At 51.0% G+C, this 17,734-nt stretch carries 11 protein-coding genes; 6 read left to right on the top strand and 5 right to left on the bottom strand.

Annotation, left to right across the window (positions count from 1 at the left end):
* Positions 1-192 precede the first annotated feature (192 nt).
* Positions 193-3,225, bottom strand: a complete 3,033-nt coding sequence (locus SPL01S_RS12010) for a DUF4214 domain-containing protein (RefSeq protein WP_063200036.1) — start codon at positions 3,223-3,225, stop codon at positions 193-195.
* Between the two features lie 337 nt (positions 3,226-3,562).
* Complete coding sequence (locus SPL01S_RS12005; RefSeq protein ID WP_062870190.1) at positions 3,563-5,599, bottom strand: choline transporter; 2,037 nt, start codon at positions 5,597-5,599, stop codon at positions 3,563-3,565.
* Between the two features lie 390 nt (positions 5,600-5,989).
* On the opposite strand from SPL01S_RS12005, the gene betI reads away from it, so the two are divergent.
* The 3 genes from betI (at position 5,990) to betA (ending at position 9,968) form a co-directional block, all read left to right on the top strand.
* Positions 5,990-6,586 (top strand): transcriptional regulator BetI, encoded by a 597-nt coding sequence (gene betI, locus SPL01S_RS12000; protein ID WP_063200035.1) that lies wholly within the window; start codon positions 5,990-5,992, stop codon positions 6,584-6,586.
* A 20-nt stretch (positions 6,587-6,606) separates the two neighbouring features.
* Positions 6,607-8,079 (top strand): betaine-aldehyde dehydrogenase, encoded by a 1,473-nt coding sequence (gene betB, locus SPL01S_RS11995; RefSeq protein ID WP_063200032.1) that lies wholly within the window; start codon positions 6,607-6,609, stop codon positions 8,077-8,079.
* A gap of 221 nt (positions 8,080-8,300) precedes the next feature.
* On the top strand, positions 8,301-9,968 hold the full coding sequence (gene betA / locus SPL01S_RS11990) for a choline dehydrogenase (protein ID WP_063200029.1): 1,668 nt from the start codon (positions 8,301-8,303) through the stop codon (positions 9,966-9,968).
* A gap of 96 nt (positions 9,969-10,064) precedes the next feature.
* Here betA and SPL01S_RS11985 read toward each other — a convergent pair whose 3' ends face one another.
* The 3 genes from SPL01S_RS11985 to SPL01S_RS11975 form a co-directional block, all read right to left on the bottom strand.
* Positions 10,065-11,693: an FMN-binding glutamate synthase family protein gene (locus tag SPL01S_RS11985; protein ID WP_063200026.1), complete on the bottom strand. Its 1,629-nt coding sequence runs from the start codon at positions 11,691-11,693 to the stop codon at positions 10,065-10,067.
* A gap of 176 nt (positions 11,694-11,869) precedes the next feature.
* Positions 11,870-12,460, bottom strand: coding sequence for a hypothetical protein (locus tag SPL01S_RS11980; protein WP_004942281.1), 591 nt, complete (start codon positions 12,458-12,460; stop codon positions 11,870-11,872).
* Positions 12,461-12,482: 22 nt separating this feature from the next.
* Positions 12,483-13,199, bottom strand: coding sequence for an EAL domain-containing protein (locus SPL01S_RS11975; RefSeq protein WP_063200023.1), 717 nt, complete (start codon positions 13,197-13,199; stop codon positions 12,483-12,485).
* A 473-nt stretch (positions 13,200-13,672) separates the two neighbouring features.
* Between SPL01S_RS11975 and SPL01S_RS11970 the strand changes: the two genes are divergently transcribed.
* From SPL01S_RS11970 to SPL01S_RS11960, 3 genes are all read left to right on the top strand, one after another.
* A complete protein-coding gene (locus SPL01S_RS11970) occupies positions 13,673-14,230 on the top strand; it encodes a fimbrial protein (protein WP_063200020.1) in 558 nt (185 codons plus the stop codon).
* A 64-nt stretch (positions 14,231-14,294) separates the two neighbouring features.
* Positions 14,295-15,023, top strand: a complete 729-nt coding sequence (locus SPL01S_RS11965; RefSeq protein ID WP_004942286.1) for a fimbrial biogenesis chaperone — start codon at positions 14,295-14,297, stop codon at positions 15,021-15,023.
* A gap of 78 nt (positions 15,024-15,101) precedes the next feature.
* Positions 15,102-17,666, top strand: a complete 2,565-nt coding sequence (locus tag SPL01S_RS11960) for a fimbria/pilus outer membrane usher protein (RefSeq protein ID WP_063200017.1) — start codon at positions 15,102-15,104, stop codon at positions 17,664-17,666.
* Positions 17,667-17,734 lie beyond the last annotated feature (68 nt).

Genomic DNA, 17,734 nt, shown 5'->3' with positions numbered 1-17,734 from the left:
TTTGTACCCTTGTTTACAATGTGCACTTGTGCTGTCAGGAATCCAGCATCACTATTGCCTTTCCAATTGATTTTAAAAAATGTATTAAGGCAGTGTTTTGATATGAATAAGTAAACTAAAATGCCAGCAGTTTAACTGGCATTTATCCTATTTCTTGCGCTTCAGGACTGAGGTGAGATTGATACAGTTCGGTCAATAGTACAATTGTGATGCAAGTTCGGCAGTATCCGGTTGTCCTGAAATTTTTATGAGTGCGTCATTAGTATCAAATATTTTATTATCGTTGAGATCAACTACGATATAGGTTTCTTTAGTCATAGTGACATCCATAGTAGATACGGCACCTACTTTCCCATGAAAGTTAAGTGGGGTGTTAGGGTTAAATAAGTTTTCTATGTAACCATAATCTTGTACTTTATTCCCACCGCTAACAGTGTCTGTAAACGGTATTTTTTCTCCTGATTCTCTTCCGGATATATATATCCCACTTGATTTCAATCCGATGATGTCCTTGTGGGAATTGAAATCATAAAGTGTGCTGGTTTTATTGGATGAGCTCATAATGTTGAAAAAGTCAGTCCCGTCACCACCCATAGCTGTTACGATGTTATTTATGTCAAAATAGTCGTCGCCCGCCCCACCAATAAATATGATTTTATCTTGTGGGTAATATTTTGTTTCTCTAAATAGGTGGAATTCATTTCCCTGATTGCTGCCTAGAACTGTTATTTTCTTGCTCATGCTCGTATATAACTCAGGCGTTATTGTAATATCTATTCCCGCGGATTCTGTTGCATCATAGGTAAATTCTCTAGCACCGAATGAACCATGAGTTGCTACCAAGCCTAGCTTATGAACGCCACTAACAATAACTTTATCAACATTTGATGATGTAAAGTCTAATGCTATTAAATTATTATTATTTGACTCGCCGCTAGTGTTTATCTTGACGGTTTTTAGTGTTTCACCAATTAATGCAAACTCACCAGCATTAACAAATTTTTCAGGGGGTGATGACCCCAATGGTTTCAATATATCCTCACCATTTTTCTGGTTTGTAAAAAACTCTAGCACACTGACATCATTCTTGAATTTGAATAGGTAATTTCCACCATCTCCCGTAACAGGATTGTTGCTGTGATTTCCTACGTAAATTTTTGAGGCTCCTTGAGTAACATTTATGACTGATATTACATCTGAAGTGGTTGACTGTTGTTCGTTAGTAACATTGATAATAGAAAAACCTTTCCTTCCAACATCGTTGGGGTTACCACCTGCACCGTATTTGTTAGAAACAAAATCATAATCAAAAGTAAAGTCTGATACGGTAGATGACCTGACGATGGTTCCGTCAGCTTGTATGATATATGTCTTTGTGGATACTTTACCAGTATATTTATATAAATCAATTAGGTCGAAGTTGCTGAATCTAATAATGTTGCTGATGTATGTTGTTGTTTCAATGTCAGGGATTCCATGGGTTCCTTTTCTTATGAACACATCTTTGAATAAACTAATTAAATTGGCTGAAATTGAATTTATTCCCAGGCCTCCGTCAGCATAGAGTGATGGGCTTATTTTATTTTCGCCATATTCATCAGCTCTCCATCCTAAAAAGTCATTTCCAGAACCAAAATAGAAATAGGTATCGAGAGTGTCATGGCTATCATTAAGCATAACAAGCGTATCAGCATTCCCCGTTTTTAATCCCTGAATATGTCCGTTAATGTTAATTATAGTTGAGTTATAATTTTTATAATTGGCAAGGGTTATTTCAGCCTCTTGTTTCCCGTTAATAACGAGCTCTCTAAGGTTTGCTGCCATAGTGAGATCAACGGTGTTATCTGTGGTCAAGTTTAGTATTACTCGTTCTAACTGTGCTTTTTCTGCTTGGCTGAGTATGTGCGTTATACCGGAGTTAATAGTGCTCTCTGGTGAGTTTCCTGTTTCGTTTGTTAATGTAGCATCTTTTTTATAATTCAAACTTCCTGCTATCCTCAGTGCGAACTGAAATTTTTCATAATACTCACTCTTTGATTTCGTGTTTGAATCTATAAGGCTGCTGATTACGGCTGATATTATTTTGTTTTTATCCCCAAGAGAAATTAGTTTTTCCAATGTACTGTTATCTGCATTATGACCATATGCTGTCAGGTATATTCTTTTGGCATATGAATTGATGTCAAGATGCGTTGAAATGCGATTGAATTCTGAAGTGTTAGTTAGGATGCTCACTATTTTATCATGAGATATTCCTGAGGCTAATTTTTGGCTCCATCCAAATAATGCTTCCGAATTTATATTTCTCTCAGCTCCAATTAAATAAAGAGCGGCGATTTTCTCTTGGTATTCCAGCGGTGGAAGTTCCCCTCGTTCATAGACGTGAGATGCTGCGGCTAAATGTGACTTAGCAGTTGCATCACTTTCGTTGGTGCTTTCTCTCAGTAATTTCATTATATTAATAGAGATTTCAGCTCTGGATGATCCGGTAGCCAATAATTCCAAGTAAATATTTAACTCTGTATTTGTGGCCGGTCTTTCAAAAGTATTTTCAAATATTTTTTTGACAAAGGTTTTATTGGTGACGTTGTTTAAGTAGGGTCTGTCTTTTATAAATACTTCTGTGGCCTGGAGCAGTGTTTTATCACCTTTATTAATTAGTGGAACCCAAAACTCAGATACGTCGCGAGTTATACCTGCACCGAGGACATGAAAAATTCCAAGAATATCAGTTGCACCATCACCAGAAGGGACTATATTTGAAGTTCCTGGATAAAGGGTCAAATTACCATTATCAAGAAAATGCTCTTTATCTATAAGTCGCTGCTCTGGATAATTAAATTCATAGTCTGTATTTGACATGTCGTCGTTGAGCTTTGGCCAGGGGGCCGTGTTAGTAACAAGCTCATTGACTATGCGGAAAAGATTATGGTTGAGATCGAGAGTGGAGTCGTTGTACCAAAGTTTAAATTCGGCTTGTCCCATTTCGCGACCATGTACGATTTTAAAAAAAGCCCTCATAATTTCAAAGTTATTTTGGTAGTTACCATAAAGCAATTTTGCTTCAGGGGTTTCCATGAGTTCCGAGATGATATTTTGCAATACTGCAGGCCCTTTCTTTTCTAAACTATCACTGAGGGCTTTGAGTTCTCTTTCGGTTGGGCTTTTGCGAAGTAAAGTGTAGTAGATGCTTGCGATTTGTTTCTCATACATCAATGAGGCCATAAATATTCCCTCCGGTGAACTATATAAATTTCTTTGTTAAAAGGGCGATGTTTTTTGTCGTGCGAAAGCTTCATTGTAGCATTGGCCGCTCAATGCGCTGGGTGTTGGCTGGTAGTTATGGTTTATCCCATGAAAAATAGGAATTTCCTCATGGCATTATTTTGAGCTTGAGAGGGGCGGTGGTTATTATGAGAGGTTTGAAAGAAATATGGGCTCAAATATTGATTTGTAACTTTTTGATTGTTAATGGTTTGTTTTGTATTTTAATGTGGGGTGGCTAACTTGAGTTTGTAAATGCCCCACTGTTTTTAACACAGTGGGGATATTATTATTGTTTTTAATCCGGGAAGGTCAGGGTATTGCCCGGCGCTTCGCGGTGAATGTGCAGGAAGTTCAGATGCTTCTCGTACTGATCGAGGATGTCGCCGATCACCTGCTCCTTGCTGTAATCCATCAGATCATTGCCCTGGGTGCCTTCCATCAGGAAGGTTTCCAGCCGGTAATAGTGCGATTTGCCTGAGCGGGCGCGGTAGGTGAAGCCCGGCACCGAATAACGCTGTGGCCAAATCTGATAGATAAAGTTCTGCTCTTCACCCAAATGCACCAGCAGTTCCAGGTGGTTCAAACGCTCATCTTCTGCCGGCGGCACCTCGGTAAATTCCACTTTGGCGCCGCGCAGTTCCAGCTCGCGCGCCACTTCCTGCATGGCCGGTCTGCAACGGGTATCCAGCATTTTTTGTGTGTACTGGGTGCCAGGGTAGTTCATCACCCGCGACAGGCGCTGCTTCCAGTTCAGCACGTCATTGCTCGAAATCGGCATGGGGGCGTTGGTATTCAGGGCACTGGCCTTGCGATAGTCCTCCACCCGCAGCGATTTATACAACCCGGCCATTACGAAGAAGATCACGAAGCTGAACGGCAGGCCCATGATCACCGTCGTTTTCTGCAACGCAGGCACGCCGTCGGTCATCAGCATGCCGATGGTCAGCAGGCCTATGGCCACCGACCAGAAAATCCGCAGCCAGTTGGGCGCATCGTTATTGATGTCGGCCAGGCGCGAGGTAAAGTTGCCCAGCACCAGTGAGCCTGAATCCGCCGAGGTCACGTAGAACAGCAGGCCGGTGATGGTGGCCACCGAGGCGCTGAAGGTGAAGCCCGGGTATTGCGCCAGCAGGCTGTAGAAGCCGCGTTCCGGGTATTGCATCACTTCCTGCGCAAAGGCGGCATTGCCGTGGATAATCTGGTACAGCGCGCTATTACCGAAGATCGACAGCCACAGCAGGGTGAACACGAAAGGAATGATCAGCGTGCCGACCACAAACTGACGGATGGTACGCCCGCGCGAAATACGCGCCAGGAACAGGCCGACAAACGGCGACCACGCCACCCACCAGGCCCAGAAGAACAGGGTCCAGTTGTTCATCCATTCCACCGGACGATCGAAGGCGAAGCTGTTGAGCGTCATGCCCATAAAGCGATTGACGTAATCGCCGACGTTGAGCACCAGCGCATTGAGCAGGAACTCGGTATCGCCGCAGAACAGCACGAACAGGATCAGCCCCAGCGCCAGCAACACGTTGAGCTCCGACAAAATACGAATGCCCTTGTTGACGCCGGAGGTCACCGAAATGGTGGCCATAATCACCGAAAGCAGGATCAGTGCGCTTTGAACCGTCAGGTTTTCCGGTACCTGGAACAGCACCTTCAATCCGTAGTTGAGCTGCACCACGCCAATGCCGAGCGTGGTGGCGATGCCGAAAATGGTGCCCAGCACCGCTGCGATATCCACGCTGTGGCCGATCGGGCCGTTGATGCGTTTACCAAAGATCGGGTACAGCGCCGAACGGATGGTCAGCGGCAGATTATAGCGGTAGCTGAAATAACCGAGGGCAATGCCCATCAGCGCATACATTGACCAGCCGGTTAACCCATAGTGGAACAGCGTCCACACCATGGCCTGACGTGCCGCTTCCAGCGTTTGGGCATCGCCTTCCGGCGGCATCATATATTGCGTTACGGGTTCGGCGACCGAGAAGAACATCAAATCGATGCCGATGCCGGCGGCGAACAGCATCGCCGCCCAGCTCATCAGGCTGAACTCGGGTTTCGACTGTTCCGGCCCGAGCTTGATCGAACCGAAGCGCGAGGCGGCGATAAACACCACGAATACGATGTACAGGGTGGCGGCCAGCAGGTAATACCAGCCGAAGGTGGTTGAAACCCAATTCAGGGTGCGGGTGATCCATCGCCCGGAGAAATCGGTAAAAAAAATGGTCATCAGCGAGAAGGCCAGAATCAGCCCTGCCGAGGTAAAGAAAACCACAGGATTAAGGCGATCCTTTTGCGGTTTTGAGGAGGTTTCGCTGGTTGTCATCGTCGTCCTCTGTTTTTTAACAACTGAATAAAATCGTGCCCACCTTTCTGCTCTGAACGACGCGCAGGCGTCGTCCGGAAAAGTGCGGATAAAAAGCGGCACTGCTTGCCGTTTAGCCTGTTAACGAAACGGAAAATCGTTTCGTGGTGGGAACCGCTTACAGACACTGATTTTGGTCAGATTCGTTAAATACCTCACAAAAATCAGCCAGTTCCACAACCGAAAAGTACATTTTTGTAACCAGGCAGCAATAAAATATATGCAATTTTTATTGAACGTTCAATCAAAAAAAAGTTTAATAGTCTGCATGAAGACCAAGTTCAGCAGGCGGAAAGTCGATGAAATTCGCCGCTGAGATGAGGCCGAAGTCGGTTTTGTGAGAGTCGAATTATGCCAAAGGTAGGAATGCAGCCAATTAGAAGGCAGCAGTTGATTGATGCCACGCTGGCCGCGGTAAACGAAGTCGGAATGCATGACGCCACCATTGCGCAGATAGCGCGCAGGGCGGGCGTTTCCAACGGTATCATCAGCCACTATTTCAAGGATAAGAACGGGTTGCTGGAAGCCACGATGCGCTATTTGATCAGCCATTTGGGGGAAGCGGTGAAGCTGCGGTTACAGGCGCTGAACGACCAGAGCCCGGCGGCAAGGCTGCAGGCGATCGTTGCCGGCAACTTCGACGACAGCCAGATCAACAGCGCAGCGATGAAAACCTGGTTGGCCTTTTGGGCCAGCAGTCTGCATCAGCCGCAGCTTAACCGGTTGCAACAGGTGAACGGCCGCCGTCTGTATTCCAACCTGTGCGCCGAGTTCAGCCGCGCATTGCCGCAGGCGCAGGCGCGTTTGGCGGCCAAAGGGCTGGCGGCGTTGATCGACGGTCTGTGGTTGCGCAGCGCACTGCGCGGCGCGGCGTTTAATCAGGCGCAGGCGATCGCGCTCACTACCGATTACATTACGTTTCAACTCCGGGGGCAAACGCCACCCTGAGGACAATCCAAGGAGAACCTATGTCCCGTTTTGGCTTGCAGAAGCTCTATATTCATGGTGCCTATGTAGACAGTACCGAGGGGAAAACCTTCAACGCAGTGAACCCGGCGAATGGCGAAGTGCTTGCCGAGATCCAGTCCGCCAGCGCTGAAGACGTCAACCGTGCGGTTGCCAGCGCAGCCAGCGGGCAGAAGGTGTGGGCGGCGATGACGGCGATGGCGCGTTCGCGCATTCTGCGCCGTGCAGTGGATATTCTGCGCGAGCGCAATGACGAACTGGCGGCACTGGAAACGCTGGATACCGGCAAGGCAATGTCGGAAACCACCTCGGTCGATATCGTCACCGGCGCCGACGTACTGGAATACTACGCAGGGCTGATCCCGGCTATCGAAGGCCAGCAGATCCCGCTGCGCGACACCTCTTTCGTTTATACCCGCCGCGAGCCGCTGGGCGTGGTGGCCGGTATCGGCGCCTGGAACTACCCGATTCAGATCGCATTATGGAAATCCGCGCCGGCCCTGGCGGCGGGCAACGCAATGATCTTCAAACCGAGCGAAGTGACCTCCCTGACTGCGCTGAAACTGGCCGAGATCTACACCGAAGCCGGCGTGCCGGACGGCGTGTTCAACGTGCTCACCGGCAGCGGCGCAGAAGTCGGCCAGTATCTGACCGATCACCCAGGCATTGCCAAGGTGTCCTTCACCGGCGGGGTAAAAACCGGCAAGAAAGTGATGGCCAATGCCTCGGGTTCAACGCTGAAAGAAGTCACTATGGAACTGGGCGGCAAGTCGCCGCTGATTATCTTTGACGACGCCGATCTGGATCGTGCTGCCGACATCGCCATGATGGCCAATTTCTACAGCTCCGGCCAGGTGTGTACCAACGGTACGCGCGTGTTTGTCCCGGCGGCGTTGCAGGCAGAGTTTGAAGCGAAAATCCTCGAACGCGTGAAGCGTATTCGTCTGGGTGATCCTGCCGATCCGCAAACCAACTTTGGGCCGCTGGTCAGCTTTGCGCATATGGAGTCCGTGCTGCGCTTTATCGAGAGCGGCAAGAACAGCGGCGCACGTTTGCTGTGCGGCGGTGAGCGCGTGACCGAAGGCGAATACGCCAAAGGGGCTTATGTGGCGCCGACGGTGTTTACCGATTGCCGTGACGACATGGAAATTGTGCGTGAAGAAATCTTCGGGCCGGTAATGAGCATTCTCAGTTATCACAGCGAAGAAGAAGTGGTACGCCGTGCCAACGACACCACCTTCGGCCTGGCCGCAGGACTGGTGACCAATGATTTAACCCGCGCTCACCGCGTGATTCACCAGCTTGAAGCCGGCATTTGCTGGATCAACACCTGGGGCGAGTCGGCGGCGGAAATGCCGGTTGGCGGCTACAAGCAATCCGGCGTCGGCCGCGAGAATGGCCTGAGCACGCTGGAGCACTACACGCAGATCAAATCGGTGCAAGTCGAGCTGGGCGAATACACCTCGGTGTTCTGATATTCCCGCCGCCTTTCGAGCTACAGCGTCGTTGGCCGCGAACGCGGACCCCAGTCACTTACTTGAGTAAGCTCCTGGGGCTCCACGCCCTTGCCGCCTGGCTGTAACTCGAAATCCATAGGGAATGCCCCTGATTTTGAATCCAATATTGCCTGCCTATTGCGTATAGAGCCCTTCAGGCCATTCGCCTCATTCAGGCAAACAGATTAAGGAGATAATGAGTGGAATACGATTACATCATTATCGGTGCCGGCTCTGCCGGTAACGTATTAGCCACCCGTTTAACCGAAGACGCCGATGTCAGCGTGTTGCTGCTGGAAGCCGGCGGCCCGGATTACCGGATGGATTTCCGTACGCAGATGCCGGCCGCGCTGGCCTTCCCGTTGCAGGGGCGCCGCTACAACTGGGCCTACGAAACCGATCCTGAGCCGCACATGAACAACCGCCGTATGGAATGCGGCCGTGGCAAAGGTCTGGGCGGTTCTTCGCTGATCAACGGCATGTGCTACATCCGCGGCAACGCGATGGATTTCGACAACTGGGCAACAGCGCCGGGTCTGGAAAACTGGAGCTATCTGGACTGCCTGCCGTATTTCCGCAAGGCGGAAACCCGCGATATCGGCCCGAACGATTATCACGGCGGCGACGGCCCGGTCAGCGTCACTACCCCGAAAGCCGGCAACAACGAACTGTTCCACGCGATGGTGGAAGCCGGCGTGCAGGCGGGCTATCCGCGTACCGAAGATCTGAACGGCTATCAGCAGGAAGGGTTCGGCCCGATGGATCGTACCGTGACGCCGAAAGGCCGCCGCGCCAGCACCGCTCGCGGTTATCTGGATCAGGCGCGTTCACGCCCTAATCTGAAGATTGTCACCCATGCACTGACCGATCGTATTCGCTTCGATGGCAAACGTGCGGTGGGCGTTGATTACTTGCAGGGCGACGGCAATCAGATCGCCAGCGCAAGCGCGCGGCGCGAAGTGCTGCTGTGCGCCGGGGCGATTGCCTCGCCGCAGATCCTGCAACGCAGCGGCGTCGGCCCTGCGTCGCTGCTGAAAAGCCTGGATATCAAGGTGGTGCATGATCTGCCGGGCGTCGGTGAGAACCTGCAGGATCACCTGGAAATGTATCTGCAGTACGCCTGTAAAAAACCGGTGTCGTTGTATCCGGCATTGCAATGGTTCAACCAGCCGAAGATTGGCGCAGAGTGGCTGTTCAACGGCACCGGTATTGGCGCCAGTAACCAGTTTGAAGCCGGCGGTTTTATCCGTAGCCGCGAGGAGTTCGCCTGGCCGAATATCCAATATCACTTCCTGCCGGTGGCGATTAATTACAACGGCAGCAACGCGGTCAAAGAACACGGGTTCCAGGCTCATGTCGGGTCTATGCGTTCCCCGAGCCGTGGCCGGGTGCAGGTGAAATCGAAAGATCCGCGTCAGCATCCGAGCATCCTGTTCAACTATATGGCGACAGAGCAAGACTGGCAGGAGTTCCGCGACGCAATCCGCATTACGCGTGAAATCATGGCGCAACCGGCGCTGGACGAGTACCGCGGTCGCGAAATCAGCCCGGGGCCGGAGGTGCAGACCGACGAGCAGTTGGACGCCTTTGTGCGTGAACATGCTGAAACCGCCTTTCACCCTTCCTGCTCATGCAAAATGGGCGAAGACGAGATGGCCGTGGTCGACGGCCAGGGGCGGGTGCACGGCATGGAAGGGCTGCGGGTGGTGGATGCCTCCATCATGCCGCTGATCATTACCGGTAACCTGAACGCCACCACGATCATGATTGCCGAGAAGATTGCCGACAACATTCGCCAGCGTGCGCCGTTGCCACGCAGTACCGCAGAGTATTACGTGGCCGGCGACGCCCCGGCGCGCAAGCCGTAACCTACATGCTCTCTCGCCGCTGAGGGGGAGGGCTGCTGTAGCAAGCAACCCCCTCTCCAATGCTCTTCCCCGAGGCGAGGGGGCAATTCATACCCCTCATCTTTCAAGCTGCAGTGAGATCGCCTGATCGAAACTGTTGGGTGTCGCCATGCGCCACATACGTGCATAAAAATCACTTTGGATCTCTTTTTCCAGCAAAGCGCCTGGCTCCAGGTAGTAATAGATGTCCGCGTAGACCTTGATTTCGGTTGAGGTGATGCGGCGTAGCATATGGTGAGACGTCAGTTGCTCCGGGCGACTGACGCCGGCCGCTGCCAGCATTTCCGCCAGCGCTTTGACCGTATTTTGGTGGAAGTGGTAAACGCGTTCCGCCTTGTTCGGTACCACTAATGCCTTCTGGCGCAGCGGGTCCTGCGTGGCGACGCCGGTCGGGCAGTGGTTGGTGTGGCAACTTTGCGACTGGATGCAGCCGACGGCAAACATAAAGCCGCGCGCCGAGTTCACCCAGTCGGCCCCCAACACCAGCACGCTGGCGATGTCGAAGGCGCTGATGATTTTGCCGCTGGCACCGACTTTGATCTTGTCGCGCAGCCCACAGCCCACCAGAGTGTTGTGGACGAACAATAGCCCTTCGCGCAACGGCATGCCCATATAGTTGGACAACTCAAGCGGTGCGGCGCCAGTGCCGCCTTCCTTACCGTCTACGACGATAAAGTCCGGCAAAATATGGGTATGCAGCATCGCCTTGGCGATAGCGACAAACTCCCACGGGTGGCCGATGCACAGCTTAAAACCCACAGGTTTACCGCCGGACAGTTCGCGCAGTTGCTGGATAAAATGCATCATTTCCACCGGGGTGGTGAAGGCGCTGTGCGAAGCCGGAGAAATGCAGTCTTCCCCCTCGGGCACGCCGCGCGTGGCGGCAATTTCCGCATCCACTTTTTTTGCCGGCAAAATGCCGCCATGGCCCGGTTTGGCGCCCTGGCTGAGTTTGATTTCAATCATTTTTACCTGCGGGCTTTTTGCCTGCTCGGCAAAGCGCTGCGGATCGAAATGGCCGTCGGCGGTGCGGCAGCCGAAATAGCCGCTGCCCAGTTCCCACACCAGATCGCCGCCGTGCTCGCGGTGATAGCGGCTGATGCTGCCCTCGCCGGTGTCATGATAGAAATTGCCTTTCGCTGCGCCAAGATTGAGGGCGCGGATGGCGTTGGCCGACAACGCGCCGAAGCTCATGGCTGAGATGTTAAAGATTGAGGCGGAATAGGGTTGTCTACAGTCCGGGCCGCCGATCGCCACGCGAAAACTGGTGGGATCGGATGCCGCTACCGGGCGCATGGAATGGCCGATGCATTCATAACCCGTTTGATAAACGTCCAGTTGGGTACCGAATGGCTTGTCGCCCATCTCATTTTTGGCGCGGCGATAGACCAGCGTGCGTTGAGTACGTGAGAACGGGATCTGGGCGTTATCTTCTTCCAGTAAATATTGGCGTATTTCCGGGCGGATAAATTCGAAGAAAAAGCGCAGGCGGCCGATGATCGGATAGTTGCGGCAGATGGCGTGGCGTTGCTGAGTCAGATCGTAAATGCCCAGTGCGCTCAGACACCCGAAAAGGAGGGTCGGCAGCCAAAACCAGGGCCGCTGCGGCAACAGCGTCAATGACGCCAACGCAAGCAAGATGCTCAAAACAAAGCAGGTATAACGGCTGAATAAGGATGATTTCATAACATCTCCTGATGTTTTTTATTTAATCCAGACGACAGGGCTCGCGGGACTTTCCCGCGGGCAAATCGTAACCAATAGACAGGAGTGTTATGTAGCTGTTGCTGCTTTGTCGCTCATTGTTACATTAATTTAACCTGATGCGACAAAAGCAGGCCGCCGGGTAGCAGCCTGAAGGGTCATTTACTGGCGACGAAGATGGTGCTCATGCTGCGCAAACGCAGCTTTTTCATCGCGCTGTATTTTTGCGAGAAGATGGTTTTGGGGTGCGTGCCGCGCTTTTGAGCAATATGCAGCAGGCTATCGCCACGCAGCAGGTTGAAGATGACATCGCTTTCCGCCGGGCTGAGTTCGCGGGTTTTCTGCATTTTTATCCCGCCTGATTCTTTGCTTTCCAACAGATTTTGTATTTTTTCCTGCAGCGAATAAAGTGGGATGCGGGTAGAGACCAATTCAACGGAAATACCCAGTATCGACAGCAGTTTCACTACGCGTTCGTCATCATAAAACACCAGGATCCGCGTTTTGGTGTTGTATTGCTGATGCATTGACACCAGGCTTTCAATGACGTTGACACTTTGCTCCAGATTTTGCGAGGTAAAGATCAGCGCGATATCGTGCTTAATTATCTTTTCCGCCTTGGAACCCCCCTGCATAAAATCCGAAAACAGTCTGATATCGTACTTGCCGTAATGTTTTTTCACTAATACCGAAAGACCGACATAGCTGTACTTACACTCACTAATAACAAGGACATTGTTTTTAGACATAATGGCAGACACCAATAATGAGTTAAAAGTATTCAGCTGTAAGAAGCGAGTTCAAATCCTTGATGTCGGATTCCTTCCACAGCTTTCCCTGCAGTGCGTAATATGGCATTTCGTCCAGCCATTTTTTATGGTCGGGAGTTTCAACCCCTTCGATAATTACCTTGTAATGGTTAAGGTAAAAAAATCGCAATAAAGCGCGCATTAAGCCGTCACCGCCAGATTTTTCCATAAAATTCCATAACAAAAATCGGTCGAGCTTAACGAAGCGGAACTGGCTGTTATACAACGCGGAAAAACCGGCGTAGCCAGAACCAAAATCATCGAGCCAAAATGAATAACTTTTCAGTAAGGGATCGCCATGAACGCGATCTTTTACCAGTCGGGTTGAGTTTTCGCTGATTTCAAAGTGAATACAACGAGTGGCGCGAATTCTTTCTGCAAAATGGTCGCTGGCCAGCGATCGTAACGAATGGTCGTCCACATTCAATGTGGCTATAACCTGATTATCACGAAACCAGTGATTATATTTTTCTATCAGGCTGACTTGTTCTAACAGAATCTCAATCCGGGTTGCGCTATCGGCAGAACGAAAAAACTGTTCAGGGGAAAAATGAGCATGTTCGCTATTGAAAGTGAATCGGGACAAGCATTCAACGGCCAGCAATTGTCCGGATTTTCCGAACATAGGCTGGAAAACATAATTAATCCCGTTATTTTTCGCTCTAAAAGAACCGCTCATTTCTCAATCCCTTGACTGATATGTAACTTCTTGTTTTTTAACGGTAATAAAAGTAAATAAATGCTTTTTATTGGTAATTATCTTATTTAATTTAACCAGGACGTGCCATGCCGCCTCCAGACCATTAAACGCGCAATTTGTCGTGAAGTCCAAATGATTTCAAAGGTAACAAAGTGTAAAAATACAGGATAATATCCTGATAATTATGACTTAAAGCAATATGTTGCACTGCCTGGCTTTTCAAAACACAGATTATTCCTATTCAGTTGAATCGTCAACATCGATCGATAGGTATTTGTTGATAGTTTTTTCCTATCAATAGGGGTGATATGAATGTTATAAACGATTTAACAATAAGAATACGCCTGGTCTATATTTCGCCGGGCAATGGATTCATCGGGGCTTCATTCCTGACAAGGAGTAGCATCGCTGAATGTACTTAATAGTTGTATTAATTCATCGAGAGTCTAAATATGAAAATTTCTAAACTGTCTGCCGTATTGGCATTGGCTGTAAGCGCCGCTACTATTTCTTCTTTTTCTGCACAAGCGACTGACGGTACTATTACTTTCAACGGTAAAGTGACTGACCAGACTTGTACTATCAGCACCCCAGGCGGTAAAGATTTCACCGTTACTCTGCCAACTGTTTCTGCTTCAACTCTGGCAACTCAGAGCGCGACTGCCGGCCGTACTCCATTCGCAATCAACCTGACCAAATGTTCTAAAGGCCAGGTAGCCACTTATTTCGAACCAGGCGCAACTGTTGATTTCAATACTGGCCGTCTGAACAACCAGGCACAGACTGATGCAGTGACCAACGTGCAAATTCAGCTGCTGGGCAGCAACAACCAGTTCCTGCCAATTCTGGCCGCCGGCACCAACGGCGCGCAGAATAACTCTCAGTGGGTTACCGTTGCTAACAAAGGCGATTCTGCTGACCTGAACTACTACGCTGAATATTACGCGACCAATGCTGCCGGCGCTGGTGATGTGACTTCAAGCGTTCAGTACACCATCATTTATCAATAAGTAATATTCTTATTCTGGCGGGGGAATTACCCCCGCCGTTTTTCCCTACCGTAGTGATAAAATAATGAAAAATTCATTTAAAAAATACAGTGTATTGCTGATTGCCGCGCTATTCAGCAGCAGCGTTTTTTCCAGTGTCATCATTAACGGTACGCGTATTATTTATCCGGGAAAACAACGGGAAGTTACTGTCCAATTATCAAATAATGGAACTTCACCGGCATTGATCCAATCCTGGATTGACGAAGGCGATGCGAAAACCACGCCTGAAAACAGCAAAGCGCCGTTTATCGTTTCCCCGCCAATCAGCCGTGTTGAACCGGCTACCGGCCAGGCGCTGCGTGTTTCACTGACCACGTCAGCATTGGCACAAGACAAAGAATCCCTGTTCTGGTTGAACGTACTGGAGATCCCTCCTGCACCGACCGGGGCAAGCAGCAGTACGCCTGAAAACTTTTTACAGGTGGCTTTCCGCACCCGCGTCAAACTGCTGTATCGTCCGGCCGGCCTGACCGGCGAAGCGAACGATGCACCTGAAAAACTGCAGTGGCGCTTTAGCGGCGCCGGCGTCAGCGTGAAAAACCCAACGCCGTATTACGTGTCGTTCACCGAAATCAATGCCGTCGTCAACCAGAAGAAAGTGCCGTTGGCGCCACACGGCGACATGCTGGCGCCAGGCCAGGAAAAAACGCTGTCGTTTTCCGGTGACAGCTCGCGCATCGCCGACGTTGCATTTACCACCATTAACGATTTTGGCGGACGCGTGTCCCGCACTAAGAATAAGCAAAAGTAACTCTTGGAAGAGAGACTCATACCCCAGAGCGCAAGCTGTCGGTGGGGTGAGCTTAATTTGGTAAAGGAATGCTTTTATATGAAAGAGTTGCCTATCTCTGCGGCCATTAAACTGGCGCTATTTAACTATAAATCGATTCTGTTGTTGACCGGCGGTGCGCTTTGCCTGGCGGCGCCTGGATTTGCCCTGGCGGAAATCGTTACCGACAGCAAAAAGCCCACCGCCCCGGTTGAAGCTTCCTTCAACAGCAGTTTCCTGGTTGGAGAGGCGCAAGGCGTCGATCTTTCGCGTTTCCGCGACGGCAACCCTATTCTTGCCGGCAAATACTCACTCGACGTTTATGTTAACGGCGAGTGGAAAGGCAAGAAGAGTATCGATTTCAAAAACGTACCGGGTAAAAACAGTGCCGATACCTGTTTCTCTCTGCTGTCGCTGGATGAATTCGGTGTGGATACTGCGGCATTGAGCAGCGATCCTTCGGTCACTACCGATACCTGTAAAAGCCTGCCGCAGTGGGTGCCGGAAGCCTATTATCGCCTTGATACCAGTTCGCTGCGAATGGATATCAGTATCCCGCAGTCGTCGCTGCGCCGCAGTGCGCGCGGTTATGTCGATCCGAAATTCTGGGATCGTGGCATTACCGCCGGCAGCCTTTCGTATAATTTCAATGCCTTTAATACCCACAGTTCCGCCAACGGCAGCAACGCGGATTCAACCAACGCTTATTTGACCCTGAACGCCGGGTTAAACGTGGCCGGTTGGCAGTTGCGCCATGACTCTAACGTCAACTGGCGCTCCAACGAAAGCACCCATTGGCAAAACACCGCCACTTACGCGCAGCGTGCCATCCCGGCTGTGCGCGGCATGCTGACGTTGGGTGATACCTATACCAGCGGCGACTTCTTTGATTCTATCGGTTTTCGCGGCGTACAGGTCGCGACCGATGACCGCATGTTGCCTGACTCTCTCAACGGTTATGCGCCTGTGGTGCGTGGCGTGGCGCAAAGTAACGCGCTGGTGGAGATTCGTCAGAATAACCAGTTGATCTACCAGACCACCGTTGCTCCCGGCGAATTCGTGATTAACGATCTTTACCCAACCGGTTACGGCGGCGACTTGAACGTCACCATCAACGAGGCCGACGGCAGCAAGCGCCAGTTCAGCGTGCCTTACGCTTCGGTAGCGCAGATGTTGCGTCCGGGGATCCAGCGTTATGCCCTGACCGCAGGCCGAGTGCGCGATGATAATTTGAGCAAGGAACCCGATATGTTCCAGGCGACTTATCAGCGCGGGTTTACCAATATCATCACCGGCTACACCGGCGCTATCGCCAGTGACGGCTATGGTGCCGTGTTGTTGGGCAGTGCGGTGGCGACGCCGATCGGTGCCTTTGCTCTGGACGTGACTCAGGCCAATACTCGCCTGAAGCAGGGTGACCAATCCGGTCAGAGCTATAAGCTCAGCTACAGCAAGTTGATGACTGAAACCAACACCAACTTCACCATCGCCGCTTATCGCTACTCCACCTCCGGTTACCTTTCGTTGCGCGACGCCGTTTACTCGCGAGACAACGAACGCAAGAACCTGAGTGCCGACGCCGTTAACCGCCAGCGCAGCGAATACCAACTGACCCTCAACCAGGGGCTGGGCGATGACTTTGGCGCGTTGTATATCACCGGTTCGGTTCGCGATTACTGGAACCGGGGCGGCAGCACCAAGCAGTATCAGGTGGGTTATAACAACTATTATGGTCGTGTCACCTACGGCCTGTCCGCCATGCGCACCTCGGACATGTATAACCGTGATGAAACCCGTTATTACCTGACGCTGTCGGTTCCGTTCAGCGTCGGTTCGCAGACGCTGAGCCTGAACAGTTCATTGGGCTATACCGATAACGGCTACGACAGCAGCCGCGTGGGCATTAACGGTTCTACCGGTGAAGACAATAACATCAGCTACAGCGCGGCGCTGGCCAACGATCAATCCGGCGGCACCAACAGCAGCGTAAGCGGCGAATACCGTAGCCGGTTCTCGACGCTGAACGGTTCTTACAGCTACGGCAAAGATTATCGTCAGTCGTCGATCGGGGCGTCGGGCAGCGTAGTGGCTCACAGCGGTGGGGTGACCATGACGCCGCAGCGCGGCCAGACCATGGTGCTGGTAGAGGCGCCGGACGCCGCCGGGGCTATCGTGACCAACTCGCCGGGCGTGCGTATCGATGATAACGGCTATGCGGTAGTGCCTTACGTGGCGCCATACCGCATGACCAACGTAACGCTCGATCCGAGCGGCATGTCGCGCGATGTGGAGTTGGAAAGCAGCAGTCAGCAGATTGCGCCTTACGCCGGTGCCATCGCACGGCTGGAGTTCAAAACCACCAAAGGCCAGGCGTTGATCATTCATGCTCTCGGCCCGGACGGCAACGCGTTGCCATTTGGTTCTGAAGTGCTGGATACCCGCAATCAGGTGGTGGGTATCGTCGGCCAGGGCAGCCGCATCTACTTGCGTACGGAAGCGCAAAAAGGGCTGTTACAGGTGAAATGGGGCACGCAGCCTACGCAGCAGTGTTCTGTCAGCTATAGCTACAAGGCGAAAGCGCAGGGCAATACTGACTACGAAATTATTGAAGCGAGTTGCAAATGATAAAATTAACGCGTGTTCTGTCACTGAATAAAACGTCAGCGAAATGTTTGATGCTGTTCGGTTTGATG

Origin of the sequence: Serratia plymuthica NBRC 102599, from assembly GCF_001590925.1 — a bacterium.
Lineage (GTDB): Bacteria > Pseudomonadota > Gammaproteobacteria > Enterobacterales > Enterobacteriaceae > Serratia > Serratia plymuthica.
The sequence above is the reverse complement of the archived record's forward strand: the minus strand, read 5'-3'. Positions and strand labels throughout refer to the sequence as shown.